The organism is Hallella mizrahii, from assembly GCF_009695775.1.
GTDB classification, from domain to species: Bacteria; Bacteroidota; Bacteroidia; order Bacteroidales; family Bacteroidaceae; genus Prevotella; species Prevotella mizrahii.
In genome coordinates, this window is the sequence record NZ_VUNG01000004.1 from 105,199 (window position 1) to 130,434 (window position 25,236).

The following is a 25,236-nucleotide window of genomic DNA, read 5'->3' on the forward strand; positions in this document are numbered from 1 at the left end:
TGCAAAAGATAAAATCTATCTTTAGATTGTTCTGATAAATTCTATCCGTGGATTGCTCTGATTGCTCAGATAGATTTTATCCTTAGACTGAGCTGATAGTTCGGATAGAAACTATCTGAAGATTGCTTAGATAGATTGGATAGATTCTATCTGCAGATAACTTAGATAGATCAGATAGATTCTATCTGTAAATTGCTCTGATAGCTTGGATTGCTCTGATAGTTTCTATCTTTTGTGCCTGCCTCTCGACTGAAATCCGCCAATAACACTTTTGTTGGTGTCAAATGCAGATTACGGAATACACACACGGTGTTTTGTCAAGAAATCCACATTGATGAATACCCCATTCTGGCTGTAGCCATGCGTGAATATATTCTTGCATTTGACATTGCTTGAGACAAAAGGAAGAAGCTCTTTAGGTGTCATACTCGCAACATAAGCGTCGTCCACCTGCCATCCATTAGCCATCCCACCCTCAAAGCGGAGGAAAAGAGTATAATCGCCAGTAGAGATTTTGATGTCCCTGCAGAGTATCGGATTGCGTTTTGTCGCTATCTTAACCTTCCTTCCCGATACCTTTAAGAAGCACTCTTGCAGATAATCGTTGCGGTTCTCGGTCTTGTCAAAAGGCATGTTGGCAATGTTGATGCTGCCCGGATGCTCTTTGCGGAGCGGAGACAGAATCATGGTTGTATTCTCAAATTCAGTCTGCAACTCATCTTCGAGCTGCTTGCAGAACAATGCTACCAACAAGCAGTGGAAAGGTGTCTCGATGGACTTGTCCACGATGGTCAGGTTGCAGTCCTTTCGTCCTGCAAAAGTACTTCGGAAGAGAGTCCAGTTCTCTGTATCCTTTGATACGATACTCGGCAGAAACGACTGTGTTGTGGTGTCCTCTCTGAAGAACACATTGAAAGTCAAGATCGCTTTTTGGTAATTTGGAATGGTATTTGTACTCATAGTGACAGTGATTTTGTCGTTGGAAACGATTGATTTTATTGCATGTTTATAGAAAATAATCACAGAAAAACTTGTGTATTTCGAAAAATATTCGTATCTTTATAGGGAATTAAGGAGTTAACAAACATAATTATTCACCCTCAAAAAGATGTCATCATGTTCGCACTCTTCTTCCTTTACGCTCTCATCTTCGCCGTTGTCATTGGAGCGGTCGTCCTGGTCCTTAAGGTCCTCTTCTGGGCTTTGATGTTTCCCATACTTTGGATCAGCTTCTCTATCGCCAATCTCATTGACCGAAAGAAGAAAATGGCCCGACAGCGCAGATAGCCTGCACTGCCGGTGCCACAGCATCGCCTCAGAATATCTTGAGCTGATAGGATTGGTCGGATAGCTGCTCTATAATTGCTTTATCCCTCATGGTACGGATATAGTCCTTTGCCGTCCGGGGCTGTATCTCCATCGCATCGACGATGGCCTTCACCATTTCTCCATATGTCAGCTTGTCAACCTTCTCGAAGATACCCTGGGCTATGCTCTTGAGGTCATTGATTTTCTGTCTTTCCTTATCCTCTTTAGCCTTCACGCCCATATACACGAACATATCCTCCTTCTTGTCCCATCCGAAAGACATCATCGGAATATCCAGCGGACTTCCGTCTCGCACCTTGATGCACTTGACCACAGAGTAGGCAGGATTGGTGTCTTTCTCAATGGACAGAATGCCGGCTGCCTTGCGCTGAAGCTCAGAGCCTATATGTCCTCTGAGCTTTACCCCGTTAGGCACAAAGTGCAACACACAGACAATACAGCAGTGGTAAAATCCTGCAAGACGGTACAACTCATCAATGACATCCACACTCTCCAGCTCGTCGTTGGCAGAACGCACCAAGTCTGCCACACCGTCGATGATGACCAACTGGATGCCTTTGTGCTGATGGAAGTTCATGTCGAGTGCCGTTCGGATGATGTCAAGACGCTCCTTGCGCGACTGCTCCGACAGATGATAGGCATGAAAGAAGTCCGGCTTGTCATCGAGATAAGCCCTTTTGACAGCCTTACGCACATTCTTGTAAAGCTGATGCTCAGACTGCTCCGTGTCAAAGAGAATAACGGCCCTACCCGACGGATTCGGGATGATGGTAAGGCCCAGCGTGCGCTCGGCGTCCAGCGCACTCTCAGCTATTGTACCGGAGATGATGGCAGCAACGAAGTTGCTCTTTCCCACACCCTCACCCCCGGTGAGACAAAAAAGGTTGTCACAGGTGCCTACCGGTACATCATTTACCTCTACCACTGAAGAAGACCTTGCGGGTGGATTTGCATAGTCCAGTTCGCACGACTTGAAAATAACCGAGCTTTTGCGGTATATCTTCTGAATGAGTTCTGTAATTATCCTGCTGAGTTCGTCGGCGGTATGTCCAAGAGCAAAGAAGTCAGAGATGTCCTTCTCGCTTTTGGTTCCAGCAAGCGGCAGTTCCAACCGTTTCACGCCATAAGCTCTCAAAGCCTGCTCTATTCTTGCAGCACTTTTCTTGCCCGTGTCGTCCATGTCATAGAGCAGGACGATATGCTTGAACCGCCGGTGAAGATTCTCAATAATGTTGATTGGCGGGACCGCTGTCTCACTGTTGAAGCAGACAGCATTGAAGCTATGTGCCGCGAGCGACATGACATCCTTCTCTCCTCCGGTGATGAACACCATGTGTCCGCGCGCCGGCAGATGCTCCAGTCCGTAGACATACTCACTACTCGGTCGGTGCGCATACATGAACCGCAGCTTGTTTTTCGGCATGTACACCTTAACGGCTTCGTCAATGGTGTGATACACGAACATCGGCTCGTTGGGCTGAGAGTATATCTTGTATTTCTTTCCCTCCTTTGACACACCGGTGAGCGATTTTGCGCTCTTTACCTTGAAGCGTTTAAGGGTACTTGCTGTAATGCCATACCGACCCCAGTATTGCAGTTCCACTTCCGAGAACTCCTTGTAGGCGAGTTTGACGTTCGGCTGCGGTGAGAGTTGTTCGTCAACTTTTGGTTCAGCATAACTCTCTGATGCAGTATTGGCAAAAGATCTGGGCTTAGGCTCAGCAAAGTTTGTCTGCCAGTTCCCATTTCTGTTGTCAGTCGTTACATCCATGGGTATGCAGAGGTGCATATCCTCGTTGATACGTCGCAGAATCTGCTTGAAGTCGCTCTTCATGTCAAGCCCCAACATCTTGCCGACCAACCAAAAGCAATCGCCTGAGTACTCCGGGTCACCGAAATCCTTCATCATATAGATTCCAGACTTCTTGTTCAGATAGATGGAACACGATGCCTTCGTATCATTGTACAAAGGGTTCTTGAAACTTCTGTTCGGAATGAACTTCACACCCAGGTAGTGATGGAAAACGTCAAGCCCTTGACGTGTCCTGTTCAGAATCTGAATTTTAATATCCATAGCATATGCAGTAGTTAATCATTGTTTTCTCTGAGTTGGCTCACATCCTTTGAGTAAGTCAAGATACGCTCCAAGGCTTTGATTTTGCCGAGTCCCTTACACTTCACTATTCCAGTGTTGACAGCTTCGTACAATTTCGAAAGCTTGTAAGTGACATGATTAATGGATATGTACGTGAATTCCAGCTTCCCGTTTCTTCGCCAACGCTTCAGCGTGGTCTCGGAAATTTGTAAAATCTCCATAACATCACGGCTTCCAACCTCTATGTTCTTGGCGCGGAGAATTTCCTCCGCGTCATGATCAAAAGAATTTGTTCTGTTCTCTTCAGGAGGTGGGTTTTCCCCGGTCAAGACCAAGTGAAGGGTGCTTACTTGATTTTTTAGGACTTTGACATCCTCGCGAGTCTTTGTAAGCATTCTGCACATGGTCTCAAGTTGTTGAGTCAGTGCTTTCTCCATTATTCTCTTACAATTTTTAATTAGTTGATTATGTTAAGGGTTCTCTCGTTTCGTCTCGGAGTATTAATGGGTTAATCGCCAGATAAGATCCAGTAGCTTCTCAGTGTCTGATGAGAGCATCTCAATGATCTCTTCCCTACTGCCTTCGATTGATGCGGCTCGCGCAAGAACAGCATTGAACATAAAGGCAGCCTTCCAGATTTCCTCATAGTTGGCCTTGTTGCCAGCGGCATTGAGGAGAAAATCCAAGAGTGCGTTGCTGCCGTCTCCCAACGGCACTCTCCAATAATACTCCTGCTCTTCACCGTAACCGGCTATCAAGCGTTTCAACTGTGGAGACTCTGGTACAGGCACGATTATGTATCTCATGTCATATGCAGAACCTATGTCCTGCAGCACATCCATGGTGAAGTTCCGCTTACCTTTGAGGACTTGTCGAAGGTAGCTCTGATCTCTTTTTGCCGCACTAGCCAGCTTTGAGAAGAAATCTTCATTTTTCTTCTTAACTTGATTAATAACTGAAACTATTACGGGCTTAATTTTGTTCTTTTTGTTGCTCATGGTGCAAAGTTTTGAATATTTTTTTATTAGTACCTTAGTATATAGTCCAAGTATGAGACTATAGTCTTACAACTTACAAAAGTATTCTTATAATGCACTGTAACATAAGCAATTACAAATGATTGATATGAAACTTAATTTGTTGAAAAGTTTTATGTCTGTAAAATACTATTACTAATCTTCATTTATCATGTCGCCTTCTTATATTAAGTGTATATATATAAACTTTTGACGGTACGATCATGAATTAGAGATGATGAATTTGCAATTATAATTCCGCGATACATATCATATAGCTAAGAACATCGCTGAGTGATCGAGGTCAAAGTAAGCAACTACTATGTCCATATGACCGACCTTGAGCGAAGTATGTGTGATGCTGTCAAGTACAGGAATAAGATAGGCCACGCCCTGTGCTCGGAGATTATCCAGAACTATACGAAACGCACAGACCGTAACCTAAGCCGTCTGTCAGAATATGCCAAGATATTGTGATCAGAAAAATCAATGAAAGAATACATGACAATTACATTGGGAGAATGATTAAGCATAAGAACTACGGGAAGTCAGTAAGGACAAGGCTTCTAACGCTGACAAATAAGACTGAAAAAGGTACATAAAGCTTTTTGACGCGAAATTTCAACGAGCGAATGTTGTATAGGTTATCTGTTCATCAATGCATCAAGAATTCAATAAGAAGCAAGAAAAAACCTTGTAAATCAATTTAAAGTATATTATAAAGCATTATTTTCAACCATAATCTTGCAAGATAAGAAAAGATTGATTATCTTTGCAGTTGAATATACAGAAAGGAAATATACTATGAGTGTATCTGCCGGAACAAAAATAAACCAGTTGCTTGCCAATACATCTCCATCCGGACTTATGTTCTCAGAATGGATGAAACGAAAAGGCTATTCGTCGCAACTGCAAAAACGATACCGGGACACAGGGTGGCTGACAACCTTGTGTAAGGGTGTCATGTTCAGAAGTGGCACCCGTCTCAACGCTTTCGATGCGCTTGCCTCCTATAATCTCCAGATGGGAAGACAATTGAGGATAGGAGCCGTCTCAGCCTTGGAATATTCCGGCTTTAACCATTATGTTCCCATGGGCAAGCCTTTGCTGATGGTGGCTTTGCCTGCGGGAGAGAAGATGCCCATGTGGATGAAAAGCGATGTGTATGACATGACTTTCCGGACTTTCTCTTCAACGGCTATTGCAGAGGTGGAAGTAACCAGGCATGATACCGAGAACGGAACGCTGTATGTGTCCTCTCCAGAACTGGCATTTCTTGAATGCCTTGCGCTGGCACCGAAGCAGTATTCATACTTGGATCTCTACTATATCATGGAGCAGCTGACGACATTGCGGTCTGAGGTTGTACAGAGGCTGCTGGAGAATACATCCAATCATAGGGTGAAGCGAATGTTCCTCTATATGGCAGAAAAGGCCGGTCATTACTGGTTCGAGGAATTAGATACAAGCAAGATAGACATGGGTACCGGAAAGCTGCAACTGGTAAAAGACGGTATCCTCAACAAGAAATACTCAATAACAGTTCCAAAAGAATTAAACGATTATGAGGGATAAATACAGGAAGCAGGTCGAGCTGTTGATACGTATCATGCCATCCGTGTTTAAGATAAAAGAATTCGCCGTACATGGAGGCACGGCGATCAACTTGTTTCACAAGGACCTGCCAAGGTACTCTGTGGATATTGACATCACCTACATCCCGATACAAGACAGGGAAACAAGTCTGAGAACAATAAATGCGAAACTGCTGGATATCAAGGCAGATTTGGAAAGAACCATCCCTGGCATCAAAGTCATACCTAAACCCAATGTTTGGAAACTGATGTGCAGCCTTGGCGAGGCTACTGTGAAGATAGAGGTCAATGGCACGAAGAGGGGCATTATCGGTGATACTGTCATTATGCCTCTTTGTGAAAGGGCAAGAAAAGAGTTCAATATGGGTTGCAAGGCTCGTACAGTCTCTTTCAGCCAGCTCTATGGCGGTAAGATAACGGCAGCACTTAGTCGTCAACATCCGCGTGATCTGTTTGACTGCCATCACATGGACTTATCGTCATTTGATGAGGTTAAGGATGGCTTCATGCTCTGTCTGTTGGGAAGTGACAAGCCCATAATCGAGTCTTTGCAGCCACATGAGATTGACCAGTCAGAAGCTTTGGAAAAGCAGTTCGAAGGAATGTCAGCTCTCAAGTTTGACTATGCAGACTATGAGCAAGCAAGGAAAGACTTGATTAGAATGATTCATGGCGGCTTGAACGAAGAGGACAAATCATTCTTGCTCTCCTTTGAGCGTGGCGAACCAGACTGGACTCTTTGTTCAGCAGGTAATCTGTCTGCATATCCCTCGGTGCAATGGAAATTAATCAATATACTCAAACTAAAAGAAACCAACATAAAGAAGTTTGAACAGGGTATCAAGAAACTTGAGGACTACCTTACATGTAAATGAAAGTGCGAATTTCGGACTTGTCATCTGAATACGGAATACATGTCCGCAGTTGGCAAACACGATAGTGCGGTGTGCAAGGTCTCCTATATATACGACCTCGCACACCGCACTATCGTGTAGCCAAAAAGTTTTTTAAAAGATTGTAGCCCAAATATTTGGTAGATAGTTCATTTTTTGCTAACTTTGAACCCGAGAATTTGAGAATTCATCTCATGACTGGTACATGGTCTCTGTGTGGTCATCTTGTCTCCCTTAGGGGTTCACGAAAGGGTCAAAAAATGGCTACACATACGGTACACGGCTTTTGAGTGATTAGATAACTACTTATTATAAAGGAATTTAGCGGATGAGGTCGCAGAGCCTCTCTCTCCGCGAAACCCTTTTTTGATAATCACCAAGTTATCACGAAGGAATTTTAAGGAATTCAGTTAATTGCCGTAAACTCAATGAGTTACGGCAATTTTCGTTTCTGAAGGTTGGAAAAATCGGGTTACTTGAAGATACCGACCGACGTCACGAGATACTCATTTTTTGGCTACATTTCGGCTACACCTCTCAAGACTCGAGAAAACTGTGTAGCCAAGAGTACGCAATGATTACGCAATGATTATCTGAAAACTCTGTTTTACAACAATTTAAGTTTAACTTTGCAGCCCAATAACAGCATCAAAGAAACGTGGCTACACGGATGTATGCTTTATCTTAAAGTTTTTAACTTAGAGCATGGTTTTTGGACCTGCAGTAAAAAAGTAGTTTTTATGAAATCAAATTTCAAGGCAGCCTTCTATCTTAGAAGCAACCACGTCAACAAGGACGGGAAGTCAATGGTGATGCTCCGCTGTTCTCTCAACGGCGAGCGTGCAAATTTCGGCAGCACCGGCATCGGTGTAGATCCGAAGGCTTGGAACAGCTCCAAGTCTCGTGTCAAGGGCAGGACCACGGAAGCCCTGTCAACAAATCTCCAGCTTTCCAATCTGGAGGACCTCGTACTCTCTATATATAATAAGTACGAGAATACCGATGAGTTGAGCCTCGACCGTATCAAGCAGGATTTTCTGGGCAAGACCGTCTCCACGGATACGATAATGGAGCTCTTCGAGACCCACAATGAGGATGTCAAGAAGCAGGTGGGCTACGGACTGAGCACCACCTCTTACCAGAAGTATGAGCTTGTCCGCAAGCGCTTCGCTGAGATGATTATGAAGAAATACCGCCGTAAGGACCTCCGCCTCACAGAGGTCACGCCTTTTGTCATCCACGACTTCGAGCTTTATCTGCGTACGGAGATCGGTCAGAGTGCCAACACTGCCACCAAGACTCTTAAGACCTTCAAGTCTGTCATCCTCTTCGGCCTTCGCAACGGCCTGACGACCAACAACCCGTTCGCCAACATCCGCTTCCACCTCAAGGCTGTTGACCGTGGCTATCTTGAGGATGACGAGCTCAACCGGCTCATGAACAAGGAGATTGAGAACAAGCGTCTTTCCCTCATCCGTGACCTTTTCGTGTTCTCCTGCTTCACCGGCCTTGCCTATATCGACCTGGCCAATCTGAAGGGTGAGAACATCGTGACGCTCAACGGCGTCGAGTGGATCAAGGGCCGTCGTATTAAGACAGGCACACTTATAAATGTAGTTCTGCTGGACATCCCCAAGCGACTAATCCTCAAGTATACTGATGACAAGCGCAGAAAGGAGTTTCTGTTTCCCATCATCTCCAATCAGAAGATGAACGCGTACCTGAAGGAAATCGCCGCTATCTGCAACATAGACAAGAACCTGACCTGCCATATCGCCCGCCACACCTTCGCTACGATGGCATTGAGCAAGGGAGTGCCTATCGAGTCAGTCTCCAAGATGTTGGGCCACACGAACATCCGGACCACACAAATTTATGCAAAGGTGACCGACAAGAAGATAGAGCACGACATGGAAGGACTGGCCGGGCAGATGGGCAAGTTCAACAAGTCAGCCGAAAACGGGCTGTTCGAGGATAACCTGGAATCAGACAAGGCTGCGAAGGCATAAAGCCTTCAGACTTCCCTATTTATCCCTATTTATCCCGATTTTCCCTGAAGTTTGCAGAATTGAGGATAGATCATTAACTTTGCGGAAAAATAAGATGTGCCGGCAAATACCATTGAGGCATCTCACTCTTTAGGAGTCGTTGAAACGTTCAACAGGTATGAAGCCTACAGGGCACAGGACAGTAAGTTAGCTCAGATTCGATCAATAGAAGAGACTGGAGGAACCCAAAAGCCTTCAGTCTTTTCGCCTTTTATGGTTCGTCCAATATTTTTTGTTCTGTTTCTCGCATAAGCGTTATCATATTCGTGGTTCTAAAGATTGCCAACCCTTCTCTCAAAATAACAGTATCGGCGCTAACGAACCAATGGCGGAAGGGTCATTTTCCCATTACATTATCATATAAGAAGCATCGTCGATTTCCCGATTTATCCCTATTTATCCCGTTTTTCCCTAATGTTTGGATAGACAGAATTTTATTATTAACTTCGCAGAAAAATGAGAAAGCCATATGAACATGAAAGTTAGCGACAAAATTCTTACCATCAAGGATGTAGCAGAACTCTTCCACCGTGAGCAGAGTACAATCCGTAAGCGAATGTGTAACGGCCAGTTGCCCGGACGTAAAGTCGGAAGGAGCTGGTATGTTCTGGAGTCAGAGCTGTTTGAGACGATAAAAAGTGTATAAGCAATAATAACAGACAATATGCAGACAAAAATGAAAGGAATCAATGAATTTTTCCTGTCAAGAATGGATGGGATGAACGAAGTGAAATTCAACGCTGAGTGCAGCCCCGACCTACTGATGACCGCACTTGGCTACCCCTGTATCAGGCAGGAGGGTGAAACGAAATATTACAGAGTCATCAACAGTGCCGGCAAGGTCTACGCCTTTACGGTCAACACAGTTAACAATACGTGGCTTTCCAAGGACAACAAGCGCGGCCGCACAACGGACCTGTTGCGCTATATGGACTATCTCCACCTTTCCCCTACCGACAACTGCACAGCTGAGACCTGCCTGCTCAATTCCCTATACAAGGATCTGATGTGTTTTGACTACAGAATAACTTGTAGTGACAATCCCATCGATATAAGCCGGTTTGACCGAATCAACCTGACAATCGGTGACAAGGACAGCATCGCCGTTCTCGCCCGTCATGGAATATCCATGAAGGCTGCGGAGCTGGCAAAGCTGAGAGAACTTGTTTTGTCTTCGTCGCAGGGAAGCAAGGAACGCCATCTTCTTGCCCTCCCTACAGACAATGGATGTATGACCGTGTTCGATGGCAAGGAAATACGTCCTTTTTTAAACACCGGTATCTCTATTATCCCAGCCAAGTGCAAGACTCTGTACTACAAGGTGTTCGAGAATATGATGGACTATCTGGCCTATGTCGAACTGGATTCACGCAGAAGCTGGCAGATGATGGGCATCTCTACGGCAATCATCCTCAATGGAGAGGATAATATAGAGGACGTGATAAGTTTCTTCAAGAAGAACAAGGGTGTGGAAGCCATTCAGTGCTACTTCACTGATGACATTCGGGGAAACAACCTCTATAGGTATTTGGCTCGTGAAGTCGGGAGACGGTTTATCCGTAATAAGTCGGAGGAGTTCTTCCCATTCCACTCACTAAGCGAGACCGTAAGGACTAAGGTCCCAACGATTGTAATTAAGCAGTTAGTCAAATGGAAGAAAACCGCCTGATGATTAACGCCATTGAGTTGTTCATGTTATCATTAGACAATACATAATTTTGGTTAATACTTGTGTCTATCGCGCGATTTATTTATTGTCCAAGGACTTGTGAAAGCCCTTGGACATATTGAAATATCTATTGCTGGAGAACAAATACGGAATATTGCTTTTTGCTATTGACCCCTATTATTGCCCAGTAATTTTTTGGGGAATATGAATATTTTCGTTACTTTTGCACCTAAACAAATTTATTCAATATGATAGACTTCAAAGAAATCCATAAAAAGCCGTATCATTTTACATTGGAACGCTTAGATCCTGAGAACGAGAATGTGCCGGAAGCCATCATTCCGGATGATATGAACCTGCACTTCACAGCCGAAGAAATGCTGATGTTACGCCGTTTCTACAAGGAACGTGGCCGTGATGTCGAATTTGAGGAATTCGAAGGCTTCGATGAAGACTCCTACGAGGATGACTGTGATATATTGCTTCAATACTTGTATATGTGCACTTCAAAGGAGATGCAGGACTATGCAGCTGCCCATCCTATGACGGACTTGGGCATTTATACATACCAGTTGTCTCAGAAACTCCCTTACAACCTTGATGACTACTGGATTTGTCCGCCGGATGAGCTTATCGATAATGTTCTTGACGACAATTTCATGGACTGGGTAGGAATAATGAATGAGCAGGACTTACAAAACGCCATGTTTGATGCGACTGCGGATATGGACTTACCCAAAGACGATAACTGACTTTATCAGTCCTTCCTGTCAAGAATATCCTGAAACTGCGGATGCCTCTGGTACCAGACAACGGCGAATGAGCAGACGGGAAGGACGCGGAGTCCCCTGTTGATGGCCTAGTCGTTGACAGCACTGACAAGCAGACTCCCCACACCCATCCCTTCCTTGTAGGCATACGTGTGGTCAATGCTCAATACATTTCCCTTGAAGGAGAAATCCAGTCGGCCAACAAGTTCGTCACTATCATAGGCAAGTACCTTGCCGCCAGTATTCGTAGTCTCAATCTTCGTCTCCATATCGGGCACAAAGGTACGATATTTCCCCGACATTTCGGAGTTATTGTATTTCATACTCATATTATTATATATCTGATATTTCCAATAATTGCGTAGCGCGTCAAGAGCTTGACTTCGTCCTTGCAGTCATGGACGAAAGAGCGAAGTGAAGCATCCAAGGGCTTGTTCGCAAGGTATGTGGCGGAAGAGCATCGAAGCGCAGCCTTGATGCTACTGTAGCCACTTGCCTTGCGATACTGTTGGTACTCCCATGCATTGCGTGGCGGATATTCCCAATCATTGCGAAGCACTTCAAAAGCTTGACTTCGCCCTTGCAGTCCACCGACGAAAGAGCGAAGTGAAGCATTCGAAGGCTTGTACGCAAAGCATGTGGCGGAAGAGGCATCGAAGCGCAGCCTTGATGCTACTGTAGCTACTTGCCTTGCGATACTGTTGGTACTCCCATGCCTTGCATAGCTTATACTTCCAAGCCTTGCGTAGCGGGTAGTCCAAATCATTGCGAAGCACTTCAAAAGCTTGACTTCGCCCTTGCAGTCCATGGACTAAAGATCGAAGTGAAGCATTCAAGGGCTTGTGCGCAAGGCGTGTGGCGGAAGGGCATCGAAGTGCAGCCTTGATGCCACTGTAGCCACTTGCCTTGCGATACTGTTGGTAGTCTCATGCATTGCGTAGCTTATACTTCCAAGCCTTGCGTAGCGGGTACTCCCAATCATTGCGAAGCACTTCAAAAGCTTGACTTCGTCCTTGCAGTCATGGACGAAAGAGCGAAGTGAAGCATTCAAAGGCTTGTGCGCAAGGCGTGTGGCGGAAGAACATCGAAGCGCAGCCTTGATGCTACTGTAGCCACTTGCCTTGCGATACTGTTGGTACTCCTATGCATTGCGTAGTTTATACTCCCATGCATTGCGTAGCGGATATTCCCAATCATTGCGCAGCGCATCAAGAGCTTGACTTCGCCCTTACAGTCATGGACGAAAGAGTGAAGTGAAGAATTCCAAGGCTTGTGCGCAAAGCATGTGGCGGAAGAGCATCGAAGCGCAGCCTTGATGCTACTGTAGCCACTTGCCTTGCGATACTGTTGGTACTCCCATGCATTGCGTAGCTTATACTTCCAAGCCTTGCGTAGCGGGTACTCCCAATCATTGCGAAGCACTTCAAAAGCTTGGCTTCGCCCTTGCAGTCCATGGACGAAAGAGTGAAGTGAAGCATTCAAGAACTTGTGCGCAAAGCATGTGGCGGAAGAGTATCGAAGCGCAGCCTTGATGCTACTGTAGCCACTTGCCTTGCGATACTGATAATCAATCTACAAGGCTACGCCTCACCGAGCTCCGCTCCCATTTGCACTGCCAAAGAACGCGTGAGGCCATTGAGGTTCCAGTTCTTTCCTTCTGCCAGCGTGACTTCCTCGCCGCTGTCAAACTTGGCAACGACAGTGTTCCTGCCGAAGTCAAGACGCGCCTGTGTCAGCTCGAAATATCCCGGATGCGGATAGATGACCGGCCGTATCTTCCTCAGAAACCTCACCTGCTCATCGGCCAGCTCCCCCATCATCCTCAGGTAGTCGATGAACTGCTGCAGCGACGCGACACTGTCCTCCTCGAACGCCGTCGAGAGAATGTCGAACTCCCCGAAGTCCCGGATCTGAATGCTGTACCCACTCTGACGCAGTACATCCAGTCCGTAGCCGTTGATGAACATCCAACTCACCGGTCCTGTCGTAGCCTCCACGTGTCCCGTCTGCCAACCAAAGACCTCGAAGAGCCGGTCGGCATCCTGCCCGATGGCCGCCCAGCGCTTGGCATTCGGCTTGCCACACGGGAAGATGACGATATGCACGTCCTCCTCGCGCTGCGTCGCCTTGAGCAGAATGTCCACCAGCTCCCGGTTCCACTGTTCCGTCTCCGTCCACTTTTCCGGGTTGAAGCCCAGCTTCCATCTGATGAAGACAGACAAGATCTTGTCGTTGGCACCCTCGGCATAGTCGTCGAGAATGCCCAGTAGGTTACCTTTTTGTGGAATCCCCTCCACATCCGTGAACGACAGTCCATAGTCTTTCAGCAGCTTGCGCCACTGCTTGAACTCCTCCACGCTCGTTACCGACAGCAGCGTCTGATAAGCTTTCATGAGCTCCTTGTCATCGAACAGCTGCTTGTTTGCGGCATAGAAGTCCAGAATGTCGAGGTACTGCTTTCTGAGCAGATTCACCCAAGTCATGTTCAATGTTTCCATAGTAGTGTTTGGTGTTAGATGGTTTGTATCACAGTTGAATTGTTCCTTGTTCATGGTATCGGCAGTTCAAAGGCTTTGTACACCTGCTTGCCCTCCTTGTCGATGAAGCACCACCGCTCTGAGCGGTACGGCAGTCCGGCGGCATCGACACAGGCATAGTCGATCTTCACCTTCCATCCGCTGAACTCCCCATTCCTGTCGCCTTTCATGATGAGCGAGCGGATTTCCGCCATGCTCCGCATCTGCCTTTCGGCAAGACTGACGACATAGTGGTCGGACGGGTTGAAGCGGTTCATGTTGTCCGTCCGCTTCATGATCGTGTCCGTCACCACCTGCATCGTCCTGAGCATCCCCTTCACCTCATCTTTTGTGAAGTAGCCCGTTCCGAATGCCGAGTCCGGCTCCGACACCGCCAGCACACGCAGCTGCTTGGGATAGTCCACACTGAGCTCCAGGTTCTCCTTTGCCAGCCGCTTCATCTTCTCACCCGAGTTGCCGCACGACACCATCAGTGCGGCACCCATCATTAGTAATAATGACTTCTCCATCTTCCAAAGGCTTTATCGTCCGTACTTCAATGTGTAGTTGATCACGTTACCGAAGGCCTTGAATTTCACCTTCTTCATCGGCGGCGCAACGAACTTCTCCCCCGTCTGCGGATTGCGGCATATACGCTCACCGCGCCGGTAGATGTAGAACTTCCCGAAGTCCGGGATGATGACCTCCCCGTCCTCACGGAGGATGTCCGACACCGCGCAGAGGAAGGCATCCACCGCCTTCTCCACGTCCTTGACAGAAAGCCCCGACTCAAAAGCCGCCTTTCTCAACAGTTTCTTCTTGTTCACAGTACTCATAGTTAATGGTTTGAATGGTTGATAATCAATAGAATAGTAAAAAATAGACAACGTTTAGTTTAACTTGTTATGGTATGCTCACTTGTTATAATCCGCCACGATCCGTTTCCGGTCATCCGACAGCCGCAGGTACGCCTTCGACAGCGATCCCTTGTCGTCAATTAGCATCACCTCATTCTTGGTGACACCATACTCCAGCAGCTCCTTCAGCTCATCGAGCGTCACCTCATGCCCACGTATATGCCGCCATAAAGTAAGGTGGTACGGCTCCCCGAGCTTCTCATGACAGGAACAGTTGAACGCCAGCGGACTCACCAGCACGTCCTCGCCACAGACAGGACACTTGCCCACCACCGAGGATAGCGACATGCCATAGACCTCACTCTCCACCAGCACGGCCGAGAAGATCCGTCCCTGTGAGTTGAAACATCCGTCGAGCACCGTCGGATGCCCGTCGAGGAACGCCTCAATCTCATGCGGCAGGATGAAGCGGTGCGAGAGGATACCGTTGCAGTGCCATTTGCAAGCATCACCTTTGTCAAAGTAATGCTCACAGAAGTACCCCTTTGAGGTAATCTTGATACGCCCTCCACAGTGCGGACAGCGGTGCTCCAGATACTTGCCCTCCGGCACCACCGCCAGCTTGTCACTTTCCACCTCAATATGAGCGAGGTACTGTTTCCCCTTCTTGTCCTTGAATGTCAGCACACGGCTTCTGCCCGTGTTCTCCAGTTCCTTGTTGACAGCGTCCGTGATCTGTACGCCACGGATAGATTTCTTGATTTCCATAGTTGATAAAGTTAATGGTTGATGGTTATTAATGATTAGTAGTTATTGATTAATGAAAGTTTATTAGTAGTTGACATACAACTGTTTATATTAAAATCATAAAGTTTTCTTGCGGTTTAAAGTGACCACTTCTGACGATACATAGCCTATAGATATTTCCAATCCATTATGAGTCCGTCCACGATCGCCTTGCCCGACATCACCGTCGCCCATCCGTCCGGGTCGAGTCCGAACCACAGGTCATTCCACGAGAGCGTCCGGATCTGCCAGGCCAGCAGCCACAAGTCCGTGTTGATGCTCTCCAGCCGCGTGACAATCTCATTGGCCACATAGTACCGCTCCGCCGAGTTCAGCAAGTTGACCTTGTGTTTCTCCGTCTTGCCGTCCGCATTGGTAACGTTGTACGACCCACTTGTCACTAGCTGCTTCATGAACGGATAGAGCGAGAGCATCTGTGCCGAGGCATCCACAAGCTCTTCCGAGACCATCACGGCAATGGCAGTACCCTTCAGATTGCCCGGCAACGACTTGCGGAGCAACGCCATATTTTGGGGTATCTCCATACTCACGAGTTCCGCGGCACGCTTGATCTGATAGATATTCTGCATGGCACCCTGCGCGTTCTGCAGATAGCCCAACATCTTATCCTCCAAATGGTGCATCCGCTCCATGGCCAGCGTGACCCCGGCTTCCGTTGCGATGATCGCCTCCTGCGTCTTCTCGCGCTTCTTGAAGAGCTTCTTCAGCATTTCCGTCTGTGTGGTCACCGCCCCTGTCAGGAGCGGGTCTGTCTGCTGTGCGAAGCCGCAGACGGAACAGGACATGGCCAGCAACAGACAAAAGAATTTTCTTTTCATGGTTCTCCGGTTGTTATGGCCACGTACATCACTGACGGTACGGACTTGAAAAGTCGGTGCCGGAAGTGACGCGCCGTGACCTCGTTCATACTTTCCCATATACAGAGATACTGGAATTTACATCTTAAATCCGCTCTTGCACTCGTTGCGCTCCCTGAGCTCCGTCCTTATCCTCGCGAGATTTTCGTCCCGTTGGAACTTCGTCTTGAGCTGCAGGGCTTCCAAAGGCATGTCGCGTACAACATCGTTCCAGTCCTTGTAGTTCACCGGCGGCTTCATCACCTCTATGCGGTCAGAGAGCTTGACAAACTTCCCCAGTTCCTCAACAGAAGCCTTTCCCACCGGCATGTCAAAGGACTTCCCGTCCATCTCCAGCCTGAGGTTGTCCCCCATCTGAAAGACGCTGAGTCGCTTCCCGTCGAGCAGCGCCGCCATACGCATGCCATAGATCCGCCCCGGAAGGTCATTGTCAAAACAGTCCACCGCCTTGGCCATGCAGAAGTGCTTCATCAGTCCCGACACCTGTCCGTTGGACAGCGCGCCGCCCACAGAAACGAATGCCGAGTGTGGAAGGTCCATCTTCGCCCGGTTCGCCTGATAGAACGACATGGCATCGTAAGCCGACTCACAGAAATAGACATGCCTGACCATCTGCGGATTGTTCAGTGCCGAGTGTATGCCCGCCGTCCACATCGCCGTCGTCGAGTTCGTCCCTGCCGCCTTGCCCTTGAATCCACGGTCGCCCCGCAGCTCATAGCCTGCCAAGTCCGCATTGAAGTCCGGCTCGCGGTAAGGAAATCCTATCATCGGCAGACCGTTCCTGTTCTTCTGGTCCGTTACTATGGCGATATGCCGCTCAAAGAGCGATACAGTCTCACGGCTGATTCCCCTGTCCTCAAAGATCCCCATGGCATAGTCCATGTTCCTTGCCAGCGGCTGAGCCGTGTAACGTTTAGGATTGAACACCGGGTTCAGACTCCCCAGCCCACCACTATACCCACGGTCGTGATTGTCCACTACCGGCATGTTGGCAAAGTCCGCCAGCACCTTGCCGATGACCTCCCACTGGTTGCGTCCGAACTTGTTGAAGCGACCAAGGTTCTCACCGATGAAATCCACCACGTCGCCCCGCTTGCCCGAATTGCGGTGGAAGTACCGCTGCCGGTCCTTCTCCTGCGGATGCGAGATGATGATGGTGTCGAGCTTCTCACCCCTTCCGTCGGGCAGGATCAGTTCGATGTAACGTCCCACACCCGCCTGTCTGTTGAGCTTGTATCCGAGCGAGAAGGCAACATCGTCGATGCCTACCCTCGGCTTCATTTCCTGAAAAGATACGTAAGACATAGGCTTGTAGTTTTATGTTTGTTATAGGTTTGATAGTTAAGCAGCCCACAAATAAAGTTTAATGTGAGTATACAACATTCATAATTTCAAGCCTTTATTTTCCTTATTCTCCTGCTTCTGCTCCCATATCTCACGCACTTCCCCGACGAACTTTCTCGCTACCGTGTCGTGCAGCATCTGATCCTTCAGCGCCCCCACCGGCATCATCTCATATCTGATACCCGTAATCTTGCTGATGGGCTTCATGCCGAGATCCTGCCCCTCGAAGGTCGCACGCACCGCATAGCCCCCATCCATTCGCTTGAAGATGGACGCACTGTCGAACTTCGCTGAGAGCGCGATGTCATGCGGCTGCTGCCACTCCTTCTTGGCAGCTTCAACCCCCTTGTCAAGTCCCACCTTACGCTGGTTCTCTGTAAGGATAGGCGTCTCACCGAGAGCAATCTTCTGCTCGTCAATCTTCTCAAGGATCATCTTCGAGGCCTTGTTCACGTCAGCCATGACCGATACGATGAATTTCGGTTCCTCACGCAGGGCGTTGATCCATCCGTCCATGTAGGCAGCGTTGTTGTTGAGAATACGCTTGTCAAATCCCAGGGCATTGCCCACCATGGCAGCCGTGAGCTCCGCCACCAGCTCCTCCTTGGCATACTTCTCGTCCCCGAACTTCGCCCCCTTGTCACGGTTCAGCCGGTTGGGGGTGCCTGTGGAGTGCGTCATCTCATGGAGTGCCGAAGAATAGTACTCCATGCCGTCCTTGAAAATCTCCTCCGCGTTCTTGCCGATGTTGAACTGCTCCTTCTTCGGGACGATGACAATGTCGCGTGCCGGAGAGTAGAACGCCCCGTCCACGATCCTGTCGGTCTGCACACGGCATATCCACTCCTGCCGCTCGAACATCCGGTCGAGAGCACGGTTCTCGTACATGCCCTGCGTATCACGAAGCTGCGGCCCTTTGAAACGGTCCACAATGGCATCGTACTTCTCCTTGTTGACCTCTTCTAAGTTAGTCTGATCCACGTTGAACACGGAGAAAGCACGGAGGAACGGTCTGACCTCGCACTTCGCCTGCTCGCCGCGGCTCATCTGCCTGTAGTCCGACTCGGCGACCCGCTTGCCCCGCTCGTCCTTAATATTAAGGTCCCAGTAGATGACCGGCATCGACTGCGCGCCCTTCTTGATACGGAGATTCTCTTTCTGCGCCTGCATGAAAGTCATGTATACCGGCGTGCGGTAAGCGTTCATCGCCGTGTCCATTTGGAGGAAGAACGAGTTCGTGCCCGAGTAGTTGCGTCCGCTGAGGTTCTGCGGCATGCCGAGCATCGTACCTTTCCCGTTCGTCCATCCCTGCCGCCAGTCAGATGCCTTCATCGCCTTCATGCGGTCGATCATAAGCGAGCAGAACCTGTCTATGGCCTTGTCGCCGCTGCTCTTGTATTCCTGTCCTTTCCTTGACTTGGAATCCTTGTTTTCCATAGTGTCAGTATTGGTTATGTTAGGTTAGTAGTCCCTCAGTACGATGGCACTGCCTTCGCACTGAGGGCATAATAAAAATATGTGTCTTTCACAGTATCACTGAGGCAATGAAACCGTCTTAGATGACGGCTCCGACAAACTCCTCCGCGAACTCGTTGCCGTCGTCATAGATACGGCTCTCGGTCTCTTCGAGGTAGAGCTCAGCGTTGTTATCATCAGGCTCGATGCCGTGGTCGTCGCACCACTGGAGATAGGCTTTGCCGTGGTCACTGCGCAGTGCGAGCTCGCACCATCCTATCTTGCCGTCCTGTTTGAGTTGAATGAGTTCTTCGATTGTATTGTTCTGCATAGTTGTGATGTGTTAATGGTTGATGATTAATAGTTATGGTTAAAGGTTGATGATAGAGTTTTCTAATCGCTCTTACCAAACCTTCAGATGATTTGTATTATTCATTGACAGACAGAGAATAACGTCAAAAAGTTGAACTGGTTCTATCGCTTGAACGCCTGCTTCGCACTGACCTTCTCCGACTGCATCTCCTTGATTTCCGTGTTGAGATAGCGGGCAGCCAGTTGTTCCTTGGTAGCCGTATTATGCGTGAAGAGCGCCTGCTTGTCGTGCCATGAGAGCACCGCCTTGCCGGTCATCCTGTCGTCATCGAGCTTTGCCGACACCGTCCAGTCGCCCTGCTGGCTCTTGGCGATGCGCACCTCCTTGACACCTTCCTCCAGCTTGAACTGGTTGTAGAAGGAGGCAAGGTGCAGCTGCTCCCCGAAGTTCTTCTCCACGAGCTTGGAAGGCGTTGTCACACGGTCGAAGTAAGCGTTCAGATCCTCCTTCGACATCGTGCGTGACATCTTCTGCTCGCCCACCTGCGTGTAGAGCTTGTACTTGCCCACGTCCTGCCGCTGCTCATCGTGTTCCTTGTAGACCACCATCTTGTCGATGATGCGCCCGTCAGAGAGCTTGTTGTCAGCCTTGTACTCCTCCGGAGTAACCTTCTTGGCCAGCTTAGAGGGATAGTACGTTTGCATGAGCCCTTCAACCGTTGTCTCCCTCTTCTGATAGGCAACGGCATCCTCCGGCTTCATGAGCTGCGGACGGAGTTGCTGTCCGTCGATACGGGCGGTAAAATACCACTTGTTCGGGTCCAGGTTGCTTTGGAAGCTATGGCCGTGGGTCACCTTCTCACCGTTGACCGTCACCATCTGCGGCTCGCGCGGCTTGTGAACCTTGTTGTCAGCGGACTGTTCAACGGCTTTGTCGTTCTTCTTGGTCTCAGCCCTCACCGCAGTCTTGTCAGCTTTAGCAGTCTCAGCCTTGTCGACCTTGTTCTCGGTCTTCTCAACCTTGGCTTCCTTCGTCTTGGTTTTCTTCTTTTCTGTTTTCTTTTCCATAGTATCTGTTTGAGTTTGGTTTTTGGTTTGATTGGTGGTTTGCTTTTTGCTCGGCTCCTGCATGTCAGCGATCGCCACACGATTGCCCGCCCGGATAAGCCTTGGCAGGTAGACGTCGAGCGCATGATGCGGAAACTCCGCGATCAGCTCCCCGTCCTTCTTGAACTTCGGCTTCTGTGTCGGAATGTGTAACGTGTCCGACAGTTTTTGCGCATCCTCATTCAGTGAGCGGTAGAAGTCACCATTACGCATGAGGATCAGCGCGTCTGGGTGCTTGCTCTTGAGCCGCTGGTACACCGCCAACGGTGTGTCGGTCTTGTTCTTTACTTGCTTCTTGTCAGAAGGTTGTTCTTTCATCTTCTTTTCCATGTTAGTAGGAATTAGGTTAAACTGGAAGTTTTTGTTTGTCAGATGGTTCTTCGTATGTCCGAGGACGGCGAGCATCGTATCGGGATGACCTACAGCCTTGATGGCGGCACCTGCGGTATAGCCGGTGTCCAGCACATTATCTATGACGATGGGCGTGAGCTGATCCGGCACTTTTCGGTACAGATTGAGTTTCAGGTATATGCCCTCCGGCTTGAGGTCGTTCTTCTTGGCATAGTGCAGCGGCATGTGCGGTCGGCAGGAAAGGATATCCCATGTCGGGATGCCCGTCCTCCGGGAAATCTCGTTGGCGAGCGTCTTGGTATATACCGCCCTCCCATGGTGGTTCGGGACAGGCACCAGCACACAGTTGCGTCCTGCTGCCATCTCCCTTATCCCGTCAGCCATCATATCCGCAGCCTTGCAGATACTCGCGTAATCACCGTCCTTCAGTCCGTGCGCCAACTGACGGACTTTGGGGTATGGAGCGCAGGAGGTGAACGTACATTCTTGTTTGTTTGACATGATAAAAGATTAAGTCTCATAGGTTTGTAGTTGAAAACCAATAAGGAATGCCTTTCAGAGTGACAACCCTCTCTTCTTGTCCTCTTTCCTGTCTGCCTTTTCCCTCTCGGTCAGCCGTACGCTCTCCTCGTGGCGCAGCCTGTCCACCACCTGCTTGTATTCCCACCGATTCTCGTCGGTCTGCACGTACCCCATATAGCCCTCGTGCGCGTCATCATAACGGATGGCCTGCTGTCGCTTCCACTCCTCCATGTCGCCCTGCATGACCTTGAAGCCCACCGGCTCACGGAGATCCACGCCCACGGTTACCTTCTGGTCACCGACCTCAAGCTCCACCGGCTTGCCCGAAGCGAGTGCTTCCTTTTGCCCAATTCCGAGTCCGATGTCCTTGATTCTGTCCACTTCCCGAAGTTTTTCCTCAAAATTAACAGTCGCCACGTCACGGTACATCAGCGCGTTGGTCTCCTTGTCCAACTGCACGTACCGCATCTTGCGGTTGTCACCCTCCTTGAACTCCTTCTGTATGACATCGCCCTTGCGCACACGCTCCAGTTCTGTGTCATTCAGTTTCAAGTTGTTGTCAAGCTCACGATGTATCTGATACGTAAGCAGTTGCAACTGTCCGTCCTTGTCGTGAACGAGCTGGATTTTCATGGGGATGGACACCGCCGAGTTATCACCCACGGGCACGTTGAGACGCATGAGCGGCGAGAGCTCACCGCTCAAGATAGAGTCGCGCAAGTCCTTCGGCATGCGCATGAGATCCTTGGGATAGATGCCGATTTTGGCAAATTTGTCGAATGGTACTGGTTCTGTTTTCATAGTTGATGGTTTGGTTATTCAGTTGGTTTATACTAATTTTGTGGTGAAAACATATCAAACTTAACACACTACTACCATGAAACACACACTGACGTGCGCTGTGGTCCTTATGTTCTCGATGAATGTATTGGAATCACCGGCACAGTTTTACACTGTTGAGAAAGTCGGTCCGGCTGCCGACACGTTATCCATTTCCACGGACCCTTACGTCCGTGACGTACTCCACGAAACAAAGTCAAATCCCAAGGTCGAGACTGAGACCAAAAACAAGAAAAAATCCGTCTTCGGTCTGCCTTTGCCTTCGTTTCTGACCGCAAAGTTAGGAAACAAACCGCCAACCTCCAACAACGCTCAGGGAAAAGTGCTGGAAAAAGGCGAAAAAAGTCCAGGGAAAATAACAAGGAACAATCGCAAGACAACCGTTTTACCCTTTCTTAGCGCCTCAGACAGCCTTCTTTTGAGCGTTCTTGAAAAGCGCCTAAATATCTGTATGCCATTGGATTACATCACGATCACCTCACACTACGGCTACCGTCAAGACCCCTTTACCAAGTGCCAGCGGTTCCATGACGGCATCGATTTGCGATACGGAAACGGTTTGGTCTATAGCATGCTCCCGGGCAGGGTGGCTGCCGTGCACCACGGCGACACCGGCTACGGCAACTATGTCATCCTCGACCACGGCAGCCTCCGCTGCCTTTATGGTCACCTCAGTGAAATCTATGCCAGGGAAGGCAGCGAAGTACCGGCAGGTGCTGTCGTCGGGCTTGTCGGCTCCACCGGCCGCTCCACCGGTCCGCATCTCCACATCCAGCTACAACGACTGTCAGCAAACAACAGTTGGACCAGCGTCGATCCCATGCCGTTCATCCAAGCCCTCAACCAACAAGTAAAGACCTTTAACGACCGACTGGCGGACATCAGCGGTAACGACTCTCCTATATATAATAATGAGAAAACCAAGTCAAACGAGCTGACCATAGAGAATCTTTACGCTGCCTTGAAGAAGCACGGCATCAAATACCCGAAGATCGTCCTTGCCCAGGCCATCCTCGAAACCGGCCGTTTCCGCTCCCGTGTCTGCAACGAGAACAACAACCTCTTCGGACTCCGGCACTCGAATGGCTACTACGTCTTTGACCATTGGGAAGAGAGCGTCATTGCCTACAAGAACAAAGTGCAGTACAAACACCGCGACAACGAGAATTACTATGCCTTCCTGAGACGCATCGGCTACTCGACCTCAAAGGACTATGTCAGAAGGGTTCGTGAGATCGTCAGCCAGCTGTAATCATCACTCAAAGAGAGATGTGTTTGCAGCCAATAAGCCCACTGAGACATTGCTATTATCCTAATCGATTCCGCAAGTCGGGGCTTATTTGGGGAAAATAGACTTTTCTCATCAAATTTGGTGATATATCAGCAGTTTACAGTAGGCTAGTGTTGCCATTATGCGGAATAGTCACTATCTTTGCACCAGAAAATCACAACGCAAGGTTTACTAACCATTGCAGGGCCAAGCTCCCCTGGAATACCGGCCTAAAGAAAAGGAGCGCGTCTTTTACCGTCACACGGAACTATCTTATGCTGCCACGAGGCGGACATAACAGCAGTGACCAAAACTCCATGACAAGAGTTACCAACAATCAGCCTTATGAGCATTCCATTCTTCAACATTGGGAAGAACCCCAAGAAAAACAAGATCATCGTATTCGCCAACCAGAAAGGCGGCTGCGGCAAGACCACCAACTGCGTGATGTTCGCCGACCTGCTTGTCCAGAATTTCCATCACCGCCTTGTCATGCTCGATGCCGATCCGCAGCGAAGCATCGTCAAAAAGCATGAACAGGACCTTGAACGATGGCCGCAGCTCAAGCCCCTGTACCAAGTCGTCCCCTGTACCCAACTCAACAGCGAAAGTGATACACAAAATCTCATCAGAGCCATGCGCAACGAGGACTTCGACTTTGTCATCGACACTCCGGGCAGCCTTACCCTTCAAGGCCTGCTTCCACTTGTCTTCGAGGCTGATGCCGTCATCGTCCCCATTCAGTTGGAAAAGACCAGCATCAATTCCACCACCTCCTTTATTGAAATGTGCGCTATGGTCGCCAAGGAAAACGGTGGTAACAAGCTGCCAGATTTCTATTTCCTGCCAAATCAATTTAATAAGAACTGGGGCCGTAAGGCCGAGCTGACCGAGCAGCAGACGTTCCTCGACTACTTCGCCAAGTTGGGCACCGTCCTGCCGAAGGTACCCAACAGTGCCGAGATCCAGCGCTACAGCACACTCTATCTAACTGATAAGCAACATGAGATCATCGGCAGGCCATACGGGATGCTCCATGACTGCATCTATAATAAAAACAAGGCAGCATGACTGACAACTCTTCTCAGCCAATGGTTTTCGGGGATATTCACGAACTTCTCCGGAAAGTCAACGGTGAGAGCGAGCCAGCCTACATGTGGCAGAGTGACAAGCCGAAGGAAGAGATAAAGAAAGAAGCCCTCTCGAAAGCTCCTGAACAGCCAAGCAAGGATAGCGGCAAGAGATTGACCAAGGCTCCCAAGCGTAAGGCTGAAGGAGAAACAGATAGAAGGACCGGAGAAAAGACTGGAGAAAATAAACCGTCAGGTAAAGGAATTATCCCACCATCAAAGAGAGACCTTCAGTCCATGATTGAGGCCTTCAGCTATGGCAATGAGCATCGTCACCGGCACATGGTGTTCCTTCCTGATGACGTCTATGCCACACTGGAGACAGTCTATGGCAGCAACCGTATTTCCGCGATCCTCACCGCCCTTGCAAGGACCTACATAGAGCGCAACAAAGAGGAACTGCGCCAGCTTGTAGCCACGCGAATTAACCTGTTACAATAAAAAATCAACTAA

At 48.8% G+C, this 25,236-nt stretch carries 27 protein-coding genes; 10 read left to right on the forward strand and 17 right to left on the reverse strand.

What is annotated here, in order from left to right:
* Positions 1–291 precede the first annotated feature (291 nt).
* Positions 292–960: a hypothetical protein gene (locus FYJ73_RS03060; protein WP_154533247.1), complete on the reverse strand. Its 669-nt coding sequence runs from the start codon at positions 958–960 to the stop codon at positions 292–294.
* Positions 961–1,116: 156 nt separating this feature from the next.
* Between FYJ73_RS03060 and FYJ73_RS03065 the strand changes: the two genes are divergently transcribed.
* Positions 1,117–1,287 carry a hypothetical protein gene (locus FYJ73_RS03065; RefSeq protein WP_154533248.1) on the forward strand — a complete coding sequence of 57 codons (171 nt, stop codon included), beginning with the start codon at positions 1,117–1,119 and terminating at the stop codon, positions 1,285–1,287.
* Between the two features lie 28 nt (positions 1,288–1,315).
* On the opposite strand, the gene FYJ73_RS03070 is transcribed toward FYJ73_RS03065, so the two are convergent.
* The 3 genes from FYJ73_RS03070 to FYJ73_RS03080 all read right to left on the reverse strand — a co-directional run bounded on the left by FYJ73_RS03070 (position 1,316) and on the right by FYJ73_RS03080 (position 4,422).
* Positions 1,316–3,403 (reverse strand): AAA family ATPase, encoded by a 2,088-nt coding sequence (locus tag FYJ73_RS03070; protein WP_154533249.1) that lies wholly within the window; start codon positions 3,401–3,403, stop codon positions 1,316–1,318.
* A 14-nt stretch (positions 3,404–3,417) separates the two neighbouring features.
* Positions 3,418–3,861, reverse strand: a complete 444-nt coding sequence (locus FYJ73_RS03075; RefSeq protein ID WP_154533250.1) for a hypothetical protein — start codon at positions 3,859–3,861, stop codon at positions 3,418–3,420.
* Between the two features lie 63 nt (positions 3,862–3,924).
* The gene (locus FYJ73_RS03080; protein WP_154533251.1) at positions 3,925–4,422 is read right to left on the reverse strand and encodes a hypothetical protein; all 498 of its coding nucleotides are present in this window, start codon (positions 4,420–4,422) and stop codon (positions 3,925–3,927) included.
* Between the two features lie 822 nt (positions 4,423–5,244).
* Here FYJ73_RS03080 and FYJ73_RS03085 point away from each other — a divergent pair.
* The 6 genes from FYJ73_RS03085 to FYJ73_RS03110 all read left to right on the forward strand — a co-directional run bounded on the left by FYJ73_RS03085 (position 5,245) and on the right by FYJ73_RS03110 (position 11,397).
* The gene (locus tag FYJ73_RS03085) at positions 5,245–6,015 is read left to right on the forward strand and encodes a type IV toxin-antitoxin system AbiEi family antitoxin domain-containing protein (protein WP_154533252.1); all 771 of its coding nucleotides are present in this window, start codon (positions 5,245–5,247) and stop codon (positions 6,013–6,015) included.
* Positions 6,005–6,910: a nucleotidyl transferase AbiEii/AbiGii toxin family protein gene (locus FYJ73_RS03090; protein WP_154533253.1), complete on the forward strand. Its 906-nt coding sequence runs from the start codon at positions 6,005–6,007 to the stop codon at positions 6,908–6,910. Before FYJ73_RS03085 ends, FYJ73_RS03090 begins: the two co-directional genes overlap by 11 nt.
* A 758-nt stretch (positions 6,911–7,668) precedes the next feature.
* Entirely contained in the window at positions 7,669–8,937 is a 1,269-nt protein-coding gene (locus tag FYJ73_RS03095) for a site-specific integrase (protein WP_154533254.1), read from the forward strand.
* Between the two features lie 508 nt (positions 8,938–9,445).
* Entirely contained in the window at positions 9,446–9,622 is a 177-nt protein-coding gene (locus FYJ73_RS03100; RefSeq protein WP_154533255.1) for a helix-turn-helix domain-containing protein, read from the forward strand.
* Between the two features lie 72 nt (positions 9,623–9,694).
* A complete protein-coding gene (locus FYJ73_RS03105) occupies positions 9,695–10,645 on the forward strand; it encodes a hypothetical protein (RefSeq protein ID WP_154533256.1) in 951 nt (316 codons plus the stop codon).
* A 293-nt stretch (positions 10,646–10,938) separates the two neighbouring features.
* Complete coding sequence (locus FYJ73_RS03110; protein WP_154533257.1) at positions 10,939–11,397, forward strand: hypothetical protein; 459 nt, start codon at positions 10,939–10,941, stop codon at positions 11,395–11,397.
* Positions 11,398–11,504: 107 nt separating this feature from the next.
* Here FYJ73_RS03110 and FYJ73_RS03115 read toward each other — a convergent pair whose 3' ends face one another.
* The 13 genes from FYJ73_RS03115 to FYJ73_RS03175 all read right to left on the reverse strand — a co-directional run bounded on the left by FYJ73_RS03115 (position 11,505) and on the right by FYJ73_RS03175 (position 22,344).
* On the reverse strand, positions 11,505–11,738 hold the full coding sequence (locus tag FYJ73_RS03115; protein ID WP_235899197.1) for a hypothetical protein: 234 nt from the start codon (positions 11,736–11,738) through the stop codon (positions 11,505–11,507).
* Between the two features lie 2 nt (positions 11,739–11,740).
* Positions 11,741–12,181: a hypothetical protein gene (locus FYJ73_RS03120; protein WP_154533258.1), complete on the reverse strand. Its 441-nt coding sequence runs from the start codon at positions 12,179–12,181 to the stop codon at positions 11,741–11,743.
* A gap of 281 nt (positions 12,182–12,462) precedes the next feature.
* Positions 12,463–12,897 (reverse strand): hypothetical protein, encoded by a 435-nt coding sequence (locus tag FYJ73_RS03125; RefSeq protein ID WP_154533259.1) that lies wholly within the window; start codon positions 12,895–12,897, stop codon positions 12,463–12,465.
* A 98-nt stretch (positions 12,898–12,995) separates the two neighbouring features.
* On the reverse strand, positions 12,996–13,913 hold the full coding sequence (locus tag FYJ73_RS03130; RefSeq protein WP_154533260.1) for a hypothetical protein: 918 nt from the start codon (positions 13,911–13,913) through the stop codon (positions 12,996–12,998).
* Positions 13,914–13,963: 50 nt separating this feature from the next.
* Positions 13,964–14,461, reverse strand: coding sequence for a hypothetical protein (locus tag FYJ73_RS03135; RefSeq protein WP_235899198.1), 498 nt, complete (start codon positions 14,459–14,461; stop codon positions 13,964–13,966).
* 12 nt (positions 14,462–14,473) lie between these two features.
* On the reverse strand, positions 14,474–14,767 hold the full coding sequence (locus tag FYJ73_RS03140; protein ID WP_154533261.1) for an HU family DNA-binding protein: 294 nt from the start codon (positions 14,765–14,767) through the stop codon (positions 14,474–14,476).
* A 78-nt stretch (positions 14,768–14,845) separates the two neighbouring features.
* Positions 14,846–15,556 carry a hypothetical protein gene (locus FYJ73_RS03145; RefSeq protein WP_154533262.1) on the reverse strand — a complete coding sequence of 237 codons (711 nt, stop codon included), beginning with the start codon at positions 15,554–15,556 and terminating at the stop codon, positions 14,846–14,848.
* Positions 15,557–15,702: 146 nt separating this feature from the next.
* Positions 15,703–16,413, reverse strand: coding sequence for a hypothetical protein (locus FYJ73_RS03150; protein WP_154533263.1), 711 nt, complete (start codon positions 16,411–16,413; stop codon positions 15,703–15,705).
* 117 nt (positions 16,414–16,530) lie between these two features.
* Positions 16,531–17,757: a toprim domain-containing protein gene (locus FYJ73_RS03155; protein ID WP_154533264.1), complete on the reverse strand. Its 1,227-nt coding sequence runs from the start codon at positions 17,755–17,757 to the stop codon at positions 16,531–16,533.
* 78 nt (positions 17,758–17,835) lie between these two features.
* Entirely contained in the window at positions 17,836–19,233 is a 1,398-nt protein-coding gene (locus tag FYJ73_RS03160; RefSeq protein ID WP_154533265.1) for an ArdC family protein, read from the reverse strand.
* A gap of 118 nt (positions 19,234–19,351) precedes the next feature.
* Positions 19,352–19,582, reverse strand: coding sequence for a hypothetical protein (locus FYJ73_RS03165; protein ID WP_154533266.1), 231 nt, complete (start codon positions 19,580–19,582; stop codon positions 19,352–19,354).
* Positions 19,583–19,725: 143 nt separating this feature from the next.
* A complete protein-coding gene (locus tag FYJ73_RS03170) occupies positions 19,726–21,522 on the reverse strand; it encodes a MutS N-terminal domain-containing protein (RefSeq protein WP_154533267.1) in 1,797 nt (598 codons plus the stop codon).
* 54 nt (positions 21,523–21,576) lie between these two features.
* Positions 21,577–22,344 (reverse strand): DUF4099 domain-containing protein, encoded by a 768-nt coding sequence (locus tag FYJ73_RS03175; protein ID WP_154533268.1) that lies wholly within the window; start codon positions 22,342–22,344, stop codon positions 21,577–21,579.
* 76 nt (positions 22,345–22,420) lie between these two features.
* On the opposite strand from FYJ73_RS03175, the gene FYJ73_RS03180 reads away from it, so the two are divergent.
* The 3 genes from FYJ73_RS03180 (at position 22,421) to FYJ73_RS03190 (ending at position 25,224) form a co-directional block, all read left to right on the forward strand.
* Positions 22,421–23,635, forward strand: coding sequence for a peptidoglycan DD-metalloendopeptidase family protein (locus tag FYJ73_RS03180; protein ID WP_154533269.1), 1,215 nt, complete (start codon positions 22,421–22,423; stop codon positions 23,633–23,635).
* A gap of 363 nt (positions 23,636–23,998) precedes the next feature.
* Entirely contained in the window at positions 23,999–24,724 is a 726-nt protein-coding gene (locus FYJ73_RS03185; RefSeq protein ID WP_154533270.1) for a ParA family protein, read from the forward strand.
* A complete protein-coding gene (locus tag FYJ73_RS03190) occupies positions 24,721–25,224 on the forward strand; it encodes a hypothetical protein (RefSeq protein WP_154533271.1) in 504 nt (167 codons plus the stop codon). The genes FYJ73_RS03185 and FYJ73_RS03190 overlap by 4 nt, the downstream gene beginning before the upstream one ends.
* Positions 25,225–25,236: the final 12 nt, after the last annotated feature.